This window comes from Streptomyces sp. NPDC048484, from assembly GCF_040651415.1.
Classification (GTDB): domain Bacteria; phylum Actinomycetota; class Actinomycetes; order Streptomycetales; family Streptomycetaceae; genus Streptomyces.
The window spans coordinates 296,442-307,505 of sequence record NZ_JBEZJY010000004.1 but is presented as its reverse complement, the minus strand read 5'-3'; the positions used below and the strand labels follow the sequence as shown (position 1 = coordinate 307,505).

The following is an 11,064-nucleotide window of genomic DNA, read 5'->3' as shown; positions in this document are numbered from 1 at the left end:
ACCCTCGTACTGGACGTACTTGGGTCTGCGCCCGGTGCGGCGAGAGTGCGTGCATGGCGTCGCCGGGCAGACGGGACTTTCGAAACACGCCCTAGTCGAGCCCCTCGGCAGAGCGCCGCTCACGGAGCTCCATGATCGCCCGGCGGCGGGCCAACCGGTGCGTACGCCGGATCTGCGCCTCCTGGTAGCGGCGCTCGTCGCGCTCGGTCTCCGGGCACACCGGAGGCACCTGGCGGGGCTTGCCGTCGGCGTCGACGGCGGCGAAGACGAGGTAGGCCGAGCCGACCTGCTGGGGTGGCGTCGACTCGTTCCAACGCTCGGCGAGGACGCGGACGCCGACCTCCATGGAGGTACGGCCGGTCCAGTTCACCTGCGCCTTCACATGGACCAGGTCGCCTACGCGCACCGGTTCCAGGAACGCCATCTCGTCCATCGAGGCCGTGACGGCGGGCCCTCCGGAGTGCCGCCCGGCCACCGCGCCGGCCGCGTCGTCGACCAACTTCATGATCACTCCACCGTGCACCGTTCCCAGGAGATTGGTGTCGCTGTGGGTCATGATGTGGCTGAGGGTGGTCCTGGACGCCGAAGTCGGCTTGCCCGGAATATCGGATTCCGGGGCACGAGCCTGGTCTGTCATGCCGTCCACCATATGCCGGGGCGTGCAAGCGTCGCTTTGCATCAGATTGGCAACAGCCCTGATGCGATATTCCGAAGACCCTTGTATGCCACACCGTCGGGCACTGCACACTGGGTCGCATGAACGATTGGCGCCAGGGATGGTCCGGAAACAACGGCGGTGACCGCCAAGGCCGTGGCAGCGCGAGCGCCCAGCCCGAGGGCGCCCGTGTGATGCGACAGGTGCAGCGCGGCCCGGGAGCCGGTCCGCACTCCTCGGCGCCTCCTCACGGAGTTCCGCCGCAACAGTCGTACACCGACGGTCACGGTGACGACGCTTACGGTGGCAGCGGTTACAACACAGGGCAGGTCTACGGCGGCGGTGGCCCGGAGGGACCCGGCCCCGACGGCCGGCCCGGCCGACCCGCGCCGAACTGGCGACGGCGGATCAAGTGGATCTCGATCACCGTGGTCACGCTGTTCGTCGTCGTGTCCGTCGGCACGTACTTCTGGGCCGACTCCAAGCTCAACCGGGACGTCGACCTGTCGCAGGTCATCGACCGGCCCGACGGGGGCGAGGGCACGAACTACCTGATCGTCGGCTCCGACAGCCGGGAGGGCATGTCCGCCGAGGAGAAGAAGAAGCTCCACACGGGCTCGGCCGACGGCAAGCGCACGGACTCGATGATGATCCTTCACGTGGGTGACAACGGGAACACCATGGTCTCGCTGCCCCGCGACTCGAACGTGACGATCCCCACGTTCAAGGGCTCCGAGTCCGGCAAGACCTTCCCGGGTACCGGCCGTCAGGTGAAGCTGAACGCGGCCTACGCGGAGGACGGTCCCGAACTCCTCGTGCGGACCGTCGAGTCCAACACCGGGCTGCGCATCGACCACTACGCGGAGATCGGCTTCGCCGGCTTCGCGAAGATCGTCGACTCCGTCGGCGGCGTGGACATCGAGATCCCCAAGGGCGGCATGAAGGACACCAAGTCCGGCGCCGACTTCGAGGCGGGCACGCAGACCCTCGACGGCCAGCAGGCCCTCGCCTTCGTACGGACCCGGTACGCGCTCGCGGGCAGCGACCTGGACCGTACGAAGAACCAGCAGAAGTTCCTCTCGGCGCTCGCCAACCAGACGGCGACCCCGTCGACGGTCCTCAACCCGTTCAAGCTCTACCCGACCCTGAGCTCCGGCCTCGACACCCTCACCGTCGACAAGGACATGTCCCTGTGGGACCTCGGCTCGATGTTCCTGGCCATGAAGGGCGTCACCAACGGTGACGGCAAGTCCATGAACATGCCGATCTCGGGCAACACCGGCAACGGCAACCTCCAGTGGGACACCGCCAAGGTCAAGCAGTTGGTGGAGCAGCTGAAGAACGACGAGAAGGTCACGGTCACGAGCGACCGGTAGTGACGCGACCAGCTGTCACGACACCCGCTCACCGCACGCGAGAGGCCCCCGGTATCCGACTGGTACCGGGGGCCTCTCGCGTGCGGTGAGCGCCTTGGAACGTGGCGGGCCGTGGGGACTACGGCAGATTCCGGGCCATCACGATCCGCTGCACCTGATTCGTGCCCTCGTAGATCTGGGTGATCTTGGCGTCGCGCATCATGCGCTCCACCGGGTAGTCGCGCGTGTAGCCGTAGCCGCCGAGGAGCTGGACGGCGTCGGTGGTGACCTCCATGGCGACGTCGGAGGCGAAGCACTTGGCCGCCGCGCCGAAGAAGGTCAGGTCGCTGTCACCGCGCTCCGACTTCGCCGCCGCCGAGTACGTCAGCTGCCGGGCGGCCTCCAGCTTCATGGCCATGTCGGCGAGCATGAACTGGATGCCCTGGAAGTCGGCGATCGGCTTGCCGAACTGCTTGCGCTCCTGGACGTAGCCCTTGGCGTAGTCGAGGGCGCCCTGCGCGATACCGAGCGCCTGCGCGGCGATCGTGACGCGGGTGTGGTCCAGGGTCTTCATCGCGGTGGCGAAGCCCGTGCCCTCGTCGCCGATCATGCGGTCGGCCGGGATGCGAACGTTGTCGAGGTAGACCTCGCGGGTCGGGCTGCCCTTGATGCCGAGCTTGCGCTCCGGGGCGCCGAAGGAGACGCCCTCGTCCGACTTCTCGACGACGAAGGCCGAGATGCCCTTCGAGCGCTTCGTGGGGTCGGTCACGGCCATCACCGTGTAGTACTCCGACTCGCCCGCGTTGGTGATCCAGCGCTTCACGCCGTTCAGGACGTAGAAGTCGCCGTCCCGGACCGCCTTCGTCTTCATACCGACCGCGTCCGAACCGGCGTCCGGCTCGGAGAGGCAGTAGGAGAACATCGCGTCGCCCTTGGCCAGCGGCGTCATGTACTTCTTCTTCAGGTCCTCGGAGCCCGAGAGGATCACCGGCAGGGAGCCGAGCTTGTTCACCGCGGGGATCAGGGACGAGGACGCGCAGACCCGCGCCACCTCCTCGATCACGATGACCGTCGCCAGCGCATCCGCGCCGGCGCCGCCGTACGACTCCGGTACGTGCACGGCGTGCAGGTCGGACAGGACCAGCGCGTCCAGGGACTCCTGGGGGAAGCGCGCCTCCTCGTCCACCGCCGCGGCGTGCGGCGCGATCTTCGCCTCGGCCAGTGAGCGGATCGCGTCCCGGAGCATGTCGTGCTCCTCGGACGGGCGGTACAGGTCGAAATCAGCCGATCCGGCCAAGGTCTCTCACGCTCCAAAGACACAGTGATGCTGAAGGCACAGCGATGCTGACGCTAACTACCGTTAAGTAACTCGTTGGGCAACCCAAATTTTAGGGGCCTGGGCACGCCAGTGATACGTGAGCTTGGCGACAGGGGGTGACGGGAGGCGAATCCTGCCCGGTGAAGGGCCCGGACACGCCCCGACTATGCTCGGTCAGCGCACTTGAGGCACTTGAGGCGCACTGGCGGCGCACACCTGACGGCTACCTTCTGGAGCACCCATGGCCCTCAAGATCACTGTGATCGGCACCGGCTACCTCGGCGCGACGCACGCCGCCGCCATGGCCGAGCTCGGTTTCGACGTGCTGGGCCTCGACGTGGTGCCCGAGAAGATCGAGATGCTCCAGCGGGGCGAGGTCCCGATGTACGAGCCCGGTCTGGAAGAGCTGTTGCGCAAGCACGTCGCCGGGATCGAGGGGGCCAGCGGGCGGCTGCGGTTCACCATGGACTGGGCCGAGGTCGCGGAGTTCGGCGACGTCCACTTCGTCTGTGTGAACACCCCGCAGAAGCATGGCGAGTACGCGTGCGACATGTCGTACGTCGACGCCGCCTTCGCCTCGCTCGCCCCGCACCTCACGCGCCCCGCCCTGGTCGTCGGCAAGTCCACCGTGCCCGTCGGGTCGGCCGACCGGCTGGCCCGCACGCTCGCCGAGCTCTCCCCCGCGGGTGAGGACGTCGAGCTGGCCTGGAACCCGGAGTTCCTGCGCGAGGGCTTCGCCGTCCAGGACACCCTGCACCCCGACCGTATCGTCGCCGGGGTCCGCAGCGAGCGCGCCGAGAAGCTGCTGCGCGAGGTGTACGCGACGCCGCTGGCCGAGGGCTCGCCCTTCGTGGTGACCGACTTCCCGACCGCCGAGCTGGTGAAGACCGCCGCGAACTCCTTCCTCGCCACCAAGATCTCGTTCATCAACGCGATGGCCGAGGTCTGCGAGGCCGGCGGCGGCGACGTCGTGCGGCTCGCCGAGGCGATCGGGCACGACGACCGGATCGGCAAGAAGTTCCTGCGCGCGGGCATCGGCTTCGGCGGCGGTTGTCTGCCCAAGGACATCCGCGCGTTCATGGCCCGCGCGGGCGAGCTGGGCGCCGACCAGGCGCTCACCTTCCTCCGCGAGATCGACTCCATCAACATGCGGCGCCGCGGCCAGATGGTGGAGATGACGCGTGAGGCGCTGGGCGGGAGTTCCTTCCTCGGGAAGCGGATCGCCGTGCTAGGCGCGACGTTCAAGCCGGACTCGGACGACGTCCGGGACTCACCCGCGCTGAACGTCGCCGGGCAGATCCATCTGCAGGGCGGCCAGGTCACGGTCTACGACCCCAAGGGCATGGACAACGCCCGACGGATCTTCCCGACGCTGGGGTACGCGGAGACCGCGGTGGAGGCCGTACGCGGGGCGCATGCCGTCCTGCACCTCACCGAGTGGCGCGAGTTCCGCGAGCTGGACCCGGCGGTGCTCGGCGAGGCCGTGACGGACCGCGTGGTGCTGGACGGCCGCAACGCGCTCGACCCCGCCGTGTGGCGGGCGGCGGGCTGGACGTACCGGGCGATGGGACGGCCGACGGCCTGAGACCGGGAAGACCGAGAGCCTGCGTCTGAGCCCGAGCCCTGAGCCGCTGCGGTCGCTGCGGTCGCTTGGCTGTTCGCCGGGCGCTTGTGGTGGAATTGCTGCGCCGCGGGCGCTGATTCTTCACAGTCGCAATGCATGGAATGACGCCGTTGTAGCCCGTTCTCACAGCAGGGGCGCCCTTCGAAGAGAGGCAAGCAACAGCCGATTAACACTCGCGTAGCCGCGTTTAACCGCCGCGTAGCCACGCGGAATTGGGCTGCCACTCCACTGGTCCGCATTCACCGAACCGAATGACCGGACCATGCCAGGAGTGATCATGCCCCTGTTCAACAGGGCGGATTGGCCGAGGGATCACCGCGACGAGGTGGTCGCGGGAGCGCTCGTGGGCGCCGTGCTGATCGTGCTCGGTTACGCCTCGGGGATCGGCGCCCCGCCGTCGTCGGGATCGGCGCAGGCCGCCGTGCCGCCCGTGTCGCCGCCGACGGCGACGGCACCGCCCAGTACGACTCCGACGCCGGGCGAGGAAGCGCCCGGGGGAGCCGCGCCCGTGCCCCAAGTACCGGTCGGCGGGGGCGGGTTGCCGGTTGGCGGGGGCGGGTTGCCGATCGGGGACGGCGGCCATGCCGGACACGGGACCGGAGCCGGGAGCGGGGAGTCCGGTGACGGCGGGCCCGGCCCCGCCCCCTCCACCACTCCCACGCCCTCCCCCTCCGGCTCCGCGGGCGAGGAGACCCCGGGCGACGACTCGTGCGACGACGGCGACGTACGCCTCGCACGGCCCCTGCTCACCGGGCTCTCCGGGCTCACGGGCCAGGCCCTCGGCCTCGTGGGCGGTACGGAACCGACGCCGGAGACCTCCGAGCCGGACCCCTCCCCCCTCTGCGTCGGGCTCGCCACGCCGGATCTCCTCTCCACCTCGGACGGGGCGGATGACGCAGACGGCGCGGACGGCTCGGTGGTCACCCCATGACCACGCGCCCCCACCCCCTCGCCCCCCGTCTCGCTCCCCTCCTCCTCGTCCTCCTCACCGCTCTCCTCTGCGTCCTCGCCGGCGCGTCCCCCGCCTCCGCCCACACCGAGCTGGTCCGCTCGACTCCCAAGGACGGTGCGGAGCTCGGCAAGGTACCCGGGCACCTCACCCTCACCTTCGACGAGCCCGTCGAGCCGTCCGACGTACGCGTCATGATGGCCGACGGCGACCGGCTCCCCGTCGTCCGTGCCCCGCGCGGGGGCAGCGACACCGTGCGGGTCGCGCTCCCCGGCGTGGCTCCGAAGACCGGTGACCTCGCCCTCACCTGGTCCGTCATCGACGAGAAGGACGGGCACGCCTCCTCCGGCCGGCTCGCTTTCGACATCGGCGCGTCGGCGGCCCCCGCCGCCCAGGACCGCGGCGACAAGGCCGCACCCGCGCCCTCCCCCTCGGTGCGGCACGGCCTCGTCGTCGCCCGCTGGGCCGGTTATCTCTCGCTGGCCCTGTTCATCGGCGGGCTCGCCTTCGTCGCGCTGCTCTGGCCGCGCGGGGCGGGCGAACGGCGGGCGCGGGTGATGCTCGTCCTGGCCTGGGCGGTCGGGCTGCTCTCGACGGTCGTGGCGCTCGGGCTGCAGGGCGCGTACGCCAAGTTGGGTGGCCTCGATGACGCGCTCTCGGCGTCCGCGTACACCGACGTGCTCACCACCGAGCCGGGCCTCGCCCTCGCCGCCCGCGGGCTGCTCTGGATACTCGCCGCCGTGGTGCTGAGCGCGCTGTTGCAGGGCGGTAGCCGTACGGCGCGCTCGCCCGGCTGGCATGTGGGCGCCCTCGCCGTGTCGCTCGGACTGCTGCGCGCGACCGGGATGACGGGCCACACCTCCGAGGGCACGGAGCCCACCTGGGGCGCGCTGGCCGACCTGGTGCATCTGCTCGGGGCGAGTCTGTGGATCGGCGGCCTGGCCATGCTCGCGGTGGCCGTGCTGCCGCGCCGGGACCCCGACGAGCTGGCGCTGGTCGTGCCCGGCTACTCCCGGCTCGCGGGTGCGTCCGTGGCCGCGATCGCACTGGCCGGCCTGGTGCTGGCCTGGCAGGTCGTGGGCTCGTACGACGCCCTGCTGCACACCTCGTACGGGCAGTTGCTGCTGGTCAAGACCGGCGTGCTGGCCCTCGTTCTGTTCGCCGCGTGGCGCAGCCGTCAGTGGGTGCGTACGCGTCTCGAACTCGCCGTGCTGCTGCGCGGCGAGGCCGCCACCGTGCGGCCCTTCGGTTACTCGGTCGCGGCGGAGACGGGGCTCGTCCTCGTCGTGCTCGCCGTGACGAGTCTCCTGGTCACGGCCGATCCCGGCCGCTGACCTCCCCTGAAAACCCCACATCCCCTCACAGACAACGGAGTTGCGTTGATGCGCAGAAAAGACACCGACGAACAGCGCCGCCGGGCGCCCGCCGGCAACCGGACCCTGCTCGTCGCCGGACTCGGCGCCGCCTTCGCGGCGGTGCTCAGCCTGGGGCTGTTGCAGGCGACGGCTGGTTCGGCGTCGACGACCGACTCGGCGGCGGGCGCGGCTCAGGCGCCCGCAGCCGCGGCGGCCGAGGCGAAGCCCGCGGCAGCCGCCGCTGCCGACCATCAGGTCGACATCATGGGCAACAAGTTCGGCAACGGAAAGCAGCTGGTCGTCAAGGTCGGCGAGACCGTCCAGTGGACCAACCACGACAAGGCCCCGCACACCGCCACAACCACCAAGGGGCCGAAGAAGTTCGACTCGGGCACCCTGCAGCAGGGTGACTCCTGGTCGTACAAATTCACCACGCCGGGTACGTACGAGTACTACTGCGCGGTGCACCCGGACATGGTGGCGTCCGTGAAGGTCGTCGCGGACGACAGCGGGTCCACCGGCGGTTCCGGCGGTTCCGGCGGCGGGGGTACGTCCGGCGGTTCGGGCGGCTCCTCCGGCGGTACGTCCGGGGGCTCGACCGGGGGCTCCGACTCGGGCGGCACGAGCGGGGGTGACACCGGCGGCACGTCCGGTGGCAGCTCCGGCGGCACCAGCGGTGGCAGCACCGGTGGCAGCTCCGGCGGTACCAGCGGTGGCAGCACGGGCGGCGGGGGCGGCGGCGACGAGCAGTGCGCCAGCGTCCAGGACGTTCTGCTGCCGATCCTGCAGCACCTCAACACCGCGCACCTGGAGCGTTCTCCGGGTGAGCAGGTGCAGGACGCGCTGGAACTCGACTCGTACATCAAGATGCACACCGTGTGGGTCGAGAACATCCTCACGCCTGCCACCGAGGGCGGGGGCTCGGTCCTCGACGACACCCTCGGCACGTTGCTCCAGCACGTCAACTCGGCGCACCTGGAGGCGCCGCTCAGCCAGCAGATCACCGATGCTCTCGACGCCGACAGCTACGTGAAGATGCACACGGTCTGGGCCGAGAAGATGCTCGCCCCCACGACGGACTACGTGACCAGCAGCTGCTGACACACAGGCGCTACCGCTTGATCCAGGCAACAGCGCCCCACAAGAGGACGCCGGGCCGGCCGAGGCTCAGTCGGCCGGCCCGGCGTCCGGCGTTCATTCTCCCCCCGCTCTGTTTCTCCTCGGAAGGAGAAAAAGGATGACGACCGTCACCCTGCCCACCGTCTCCCCACCCTCCGGCCGCTACGCCGTCGCACCCGGCCGGTCCTTCGCCGAACTCACCGCGTACTACGGGCCGCTGGCCACCATGCGGCACCGCGTCACCCTGACCGGAGCCTCGCTCACGGTCCCCGTGTCCGCGTCCGCGCCGGATTCCGGTCCCGTGTCCGTGTCCGAAGCCGTGTCCGAAGCCGCGTCCGCGGCCGGCGGCGGGGGTGAGGCGCCCGTGTTCCGCTTCGACGTCGCCGGCACGATGAAGGCCTCGCTGGTCTCCGAGCACGTGGAACCCCTCGACGACGGGCGGCAGTTGCAGCTGACCGCCGACCTCGACGTGCGGGGCGTCGCGTTTCCGGTGCTGCTGCGGCTGCGCGTGGTGCCGTGCGCCGAGGACCGGCTGCTGGTGGTGGGCGCGGCCCGGCTCCCGTACCGGCTGCTCCGGCGTGCCACCGGCTTCCGGCTGCCATGGTCCCGCCCGGCGACCCGGCTGCGGCTGCTGCTCGCCGCGGAGTTCGCGTGAGCGCGGGGCGGCGCGGGCGGTGCGTGCCACTGGGGGCCGCCGCGCTCTCCGTACTCACCCTGCTGGTACCGCTGTTGCTGCTGTGGGCGGCACCCGGGCCCGCGTCAGCGGTCTCCTACCAGGTGGCGATGAAGGGGTACGCGTTCAGCCCCGCGACCCTCACCGTCCCCGTGGGTTCCACGGTGACCTGGACCAACCAGGACACGGCCCCGCACGACGTGAAGACCACCTCCGGGCCCGCCTCCATCCACTCGCCGATGCTGCAGAAGGGCAAGAGCTGGAGCTTCACGTTCACGACGGCCGGGTCGTACGGGTACTACTGCACAGTGCATCCGGACATGACGGCGCGGATCGTGGTCCAGCCGGCGGCGACTTCGGCGGCGCCGACCCGTACGCAGTCGGGGTCGGACCATCACGAGTCCGGGACCGGGGCTGCAGCCGGGGCCGGGCACCACACGGCGACCATGGCTCCGACGGCTCCAGCGGCTTCGGCGTCCACGGGGTCTTCAGCGGCGCGCTCCAAGTCCCCGGCTCCCACCAAGTCCCCGTCCGCACCGCCCACTTCGGCTCCGGCGGCCGCGGCGGCACCCTCGGCGGCCACCCCGCAGGCCGTCGAACCGACTGGCTCAGCCCGCCCCCTCGACGGTCTGCTCGTCCTGGCGGGAGTGGTGGCGGGCGTGGCCGTGCTGTGTCTTCTGCTGGTGGGGTCGCGCTCTGCCGCCAGGGAGGGGCGGGACTCCGCCTAGGGCGTGTTTCGAAAGTAGCGTCGTCCGCCCGGAGGGCGGGCCCGGCGGCGTCAGGTGCGTGCTCTGGGGGTCCCCCCCCCCGGCCGGAGGCTGGGGGAGTGCCGGGCGTAGGCCCTCGTACTGGACGTACTTGGGTCTGCGCCCGGTGCGGCGAGTGGGGGCACCTCCCACGCCCTTAAGGCAGTGGGGGAGCGTGCATGGCGTCGCCGGGCAGACGGGACTTTCGAAACACGCCCTAGCCGGAGGTTACTTGGCGCGGTAGCGGCGCATCTTGGCCCGGGCGCCGCAGCCCGACATCGAGCACCACCGGCCGCGCCCCGCCGGACTGCGGTCGTAGTACGCCCAGTGGCAGTCCGGCGCCTCGCAGGCCTTGAGCCGCAGCCAGGTGCCGGCGGTGAGGGACTCGGCGACGGCCGCGGCCACCCGGGAGGCCAGGGGGGCCAGGGGGGCCGGGTCCGCGGGCCGGAAGGCCGCCGAGCCGTCGGCCGCCGCGACCGTGACGACGAGCGGGGCCGACGCGAGCAGCTCGTCGAGCGGGCGTACCTCCCGGTGCGCCGGATGTCCCGCGTGCGCGAGGCACACGACCCGCAGCGATTCGCGCAGTTCGCGCGCGCTCTCCACCTCGCCCTCGCCCTCGTCCCCACCGAGCCCGAACCGGGCCCGCCCGTCGGCCGTGTCGAGCGCGTCGGCACCCGTTTCGATGTCGAGGGTGTTCACCAGGGACTGGATGAGGACCAGTCCGCCGGGTGCGGGCGTGCGCTCACTCATGCCCGTGACGTTACCTCCGGCGCCCGGCAGGCGGTAACTTCCGCCCGCGCCCCCTTGTGCCGTTACCGCCAATGGGGCAGCATGCAGTAACGGTTACCGTATGAGCCTCTCAAGGGGTAACGAACCGTGACCGACGAGACCGAGGAGAAAAGCCATGGCTTTCGCCAAGCTGGGTGCCGTCGCCCTGGACTGTCCCGACCCGCGCGCGCTCGCCGCGTTCTACGCCGGGATGCTCGGCGGCACCACGGAGGGTGACAGCGACTGGATCGATCTGCGGCTGCCGGAGGGCGGGACGCTGGCGTTCCAGGCCGCCCCCGGGCACGTACCGCCGAAGTGGCCCGCACCGGACGGCTCGCAGCAGTTCCATCTGGACCTCACCGTCGAGGACCTGGACGCGGCGGAGAAGGAGGCCCTGGCACTGGGCGCGAAGGTGCTCGACGCGGAGGACCGCCGACGCAACTGGCGGGTCTACGCCGACCCGGCCGGCCACCCGTTCTGCCTCTGCGTCTGCTGAGTCCCG

Annotated in this window: 11 protein-coding genes; 8 read left to right on the top strand and 3 right to left on the bottom strand. The window is 70.9% G+C overall.

What is annotated here, in order from left to right:
• Window positions 1-91: 91 nt before the first annotated feature.
• On the bottom strand, window positions 92-637 hold the full coding sequence (locus AB0D14_RS06245; RefSeq protein WP_362775347.1) for an acyl-CoA thioesterase: 546 nt from the start codon (window positions 635-637) through the stop codon (window positions 92-94).
• Between the two features lie 119 nt (window positions 638-756).
• Between AB0D14_RS06245 and AB0D14_RS06240 the strand changes: the two genes are divergently transcribed.
• On the top strand, window positions 757-2,031 hold the full coding sequence (locus AB0D14_RS06240; protein WP_362775346.1) for an LCP family protein: 1,275 nt from the start codon (window positions 757-759) through the stop codon (window positions 2,029-2,031).
• Between the two features lie 118 nt (window positions 2,032-2,149).
• Here the strand turns inward: AB0D14_RS06240 and AB0D14_RS06235 are convergent, their stop codons facing one another.
• Window positions 2,150-3,307, bottom strand: coding sequence for an acyl-CoA dehydrogenase family protein (locus AB0D14_RS06235; protein ID WP_362775344.1), 1,158 nt, complete (start codon window positions 3,305-3,307; stop codon window positions 2,150-2,152).
• Window positions 3,308-3,569: 262 nt separating this feature from the next.
• On the opposite strand from AB0D14_RS06235, the gene AB0D14_RS06230 reads away from it, so the two are divergent.
• From AB0D14_RS06230 to AB0D14_RS06205, 6 genes are all read left to right on the top strand, one after another.
• A complete protein-coding gene (locus AB0D14_RS06230) occupies window positions 3,570-4,913 on the top strand; it encodes a UDP-glucose/GDP-mannose dehydrogenase family protein (protein WP_362775342.1) in 1,344 nt (447 codons plus the stop codon).
• A gap of 316 nt (window positions 4,914-5,229) precedes the next feature.
• On the top strand, window positions 5,230-5,883 hold the full coding sequence (locus tag AB0D14_RS06225; protein ID WP_362775340.1) for a hypothetical protein: 654 nt from the start codon (window positions 5,230-5,232) through the stop codon (window positions 5,881-5,883).
• Window positions 5,880-7,235, top strand: coding sequence for a copper resistance protein CopC (locus AB0D14_RS06220; protein WP_362775338.1), 1,356 nt, complete (start codon window positions 5,880-5,882; stop codon window positions 7,233-7,235). The genes AB0D14_RS06225 and AB0D14_RS06220 overlap by 4 nt, the downstream gene beginning before the upstream one ends.
• Window positions 7,236-7,283: 48 nt before the next feature.
• Entirely contained in the window at window positions 7,284-8,357 is a 1,074-nt protein-coding gene (locus AB0D14_RS06215) for a cupredoxin family copper-binding protein (protein WP_362775336.1), read from the top strand.
• 136 nt (window positions 8,358-8,493) lie between these two features.
• On the top strand, window positions 8,494-9,030 hold the full coding sequence (locus tag AB0D14_RS06210; protein ID WP_362775334.1) for a hypothetical protein: 537 nt from the start codon (window positions 8,494-8,496) through the stop codon (window positions 9,028-9,030).
• Window positions 9,027-9,776 carry a cupredoxin family copper-binding protein gene (locus tag AB0D14_RS06205; RefSeq protein ID WP_362775333.1) on the top strand — a complete coding sequence of 250 codons (750 nt, stop codon included), beginning with the start codon at window positions 9,027-9,029 and terminating at the stop codon, window positions 9,774-9,776. Before AB0D14_RS06210 ends, AB0D14_RS06205 begins: the two co-directional genes overlap by 4 nt.
• Before the next feature lie 246 nt (window positions 9,777-10,022).
• Here AB0D14_RS06205 and AB0D14_RS06200 read toward each other — a convergent pair whose 3' ends face one another.
• Complete coding sequence (locus AB0D14_RS06200; RefSeq protein ID WP_362775332.1) at window positions 10,023-10,544, bottom strand: CGNR zinc finger domain-containing protein; 522 nt, start codon at window positions 10,542-10,544, stop codon at window positions 10,023-10,025.
• Window positions 10,545-10,698: 154 nt separating this feature from the next.
• On the opposite strand from AB0D14_RS06200, the gene AB0D14_RS06195 reads away from it, so the two are divergent.
• A complete protein-coding gene (locus AB0D14_RS06195) occupies window positions 10,699-11,058 on the top strand; it encodes a VOC family protein (protein WP_362775331.1) in 360 nt (119 codons plus the stop codon).
• The last annotated feature ends 6 nt before the right edge of the window (window positions 11,059-11,064 follow it).

Coding starts and splice junctions, on each gene's coding strand:
- AB0D14_RS06225 (WP_362775340.1), top strand. CDS start 5,230: ATGCCCCTGTTCAACAGGGCGGATTGGCCGAGGGATCACCGCGACGAG.
- AB0D14_RS06240 (WP_362775346.1), top strand. CDS start 757: ATGAACGATTGGCGCCAGGGATGGTCCGGAAACAACGGCGGTGACCGC.
- AB0D14_RS06245 (WP_362775347.1), bottom strand. CDS start 637: ATGACAGACCAGGCTCGTGCCCCGGAATCCGATATTCCGGGCAAGCCG.
- AB0D14_RS06215 (WP_362775336.1), top strand. CDS start 7,284: ATGCGCAGAAAAGACACCGACGAACAGCGCCGCCGGGCGCCCGCCGGC.
- AB0D14_RS06210 (WP_362775334.1), top strand. CDS start 8,494: ATGACGACCGTCACCCTGCCCACCGTCTCCCCACCCTCCGGCCGCTAC.
- AB0D14_RS06220 (WP_362775338.1), top strand. CDS start 5,880: ATGACCACGCGCCCCCACCCCCTCGCCCCCCGTCTCGCTCCCCTCCTC.
- AB0D14_RS06200 (WP_362775332.1), bottom strand. CDS start 10,544: ATGAGTGAGCGCACGCCCGCACCCGGCGGACTGGTCCTCATCCAGTCC.
- AB0D14_RS06195 (WP_362775331.1), top strand. CDS start 10,699: ATGGCTTTCGCCAAGCTGGGTGCCGTCGCCCTGGACTGTCCCGACCCG.
- AB0D14_RS06230 (WP_362775342.1), top strand. CDS start 3,570: ATGGCCCTCAAGATCACTGTGATCGGCACCGGCTACCTCGGCGCGACG.